1 protein-coding gene is annotated in these 887 nt (G+C 57.2%); it reads left to right on the top strand.

Translation table 11 applies throughout. The features are described 5' to 3' along the window. A partial coding sequence (gene creC, locus WH277_RS05195) for a two-component system sensor histidine kinase CreC (protein WP_339504816.1) occupies nt 1-887 on the top strand: 887 nt, incomplete at both ends.

Below are 887 nucleotides of genomic sequence, written 5' to 3'. Positions count from 1 at the left end.
CCCCAGTGCGTGATGGTGCGAATCTGCTGGGGGTGCTCAGCGTGGGGAAAGCCAACAGTACGATGGTGCCGGTGATCCGCCGCAGTGAACACCGTATTCTCTGGGCGGGTGCAGCCCTGCTGGGTATTGCTTTGCTGATCGGTCTGGGGTTTGTCCTGTGGATTAACCGCTCTGTTGGTCGCCTGGTGCGTTATGCCGACTCGGTAACAGAAGGCGATGTGCAACCACTGCCAGCCATGAACAGCACTGAGTTACGCAAACTGGCGCAGGCGCTGGAGAGTATGCGTCTGCGGCTGGAAGGGAAGCGCTACATTGAGCATTATGCCCATGCGCTAACCCACGAACTGAAAAGCCCGCTGGCGGCGATCCGCGGCGCGGCGGAAATCCTGCGTGAATGCCCCCCGGCTGAGGTGGTTCAGCGTTTCTCTGCGAATATTCTTCAACAAAATATTCGTATGCAACGATTGATCGACAATTTGCTTCGCCAGGCAACGCTGGAAAACCGCCCTGAAATTCAGCGCCAGTCGGTCAGTCTGCTGCCTCTGATTGCCTCACTGTGTGACAGCCGGGCGGTGCAGGCTCAGGGTAAATATCTGGCCTTCGACGATGCAGCCATTGACGGGCTGTCTATGCGGGCCGATGCGCTATTACTGGAGCAGGCGCTGGGAAATCTGCTGGATAATGCACTCGACTTTACGCCTCTGGAGGGCGAAGTGAGGATTCAGGTCAGCCAGTCAACCGATGAGGTGATATTCCACGTACTGGATAGCGGTAGCGGTATTCCGGACTATGCGATGCCCCATATTTTTGACCGTTTTTATTCACTGCCGCGCAGTAACGGCGAGAAGAGCAGTGGGTTGGGGCTGGCGTTTGTGCAGGAGGTGGCC

Origin of the sequence: Erwinia sp. MYb416 (assembly GCF_037479575.1) — a bacterium.
GTDB classification, from domain to species: Bacteria; Pseudomonadota; Gammaproteobacteria; order Enterobacterales; family Enterobacteriaceae; genus Erwinia; species Erwinia rhapontici.
This window is presented reverse-complemented; position numbering and strand designations above follow the sequence as displayed.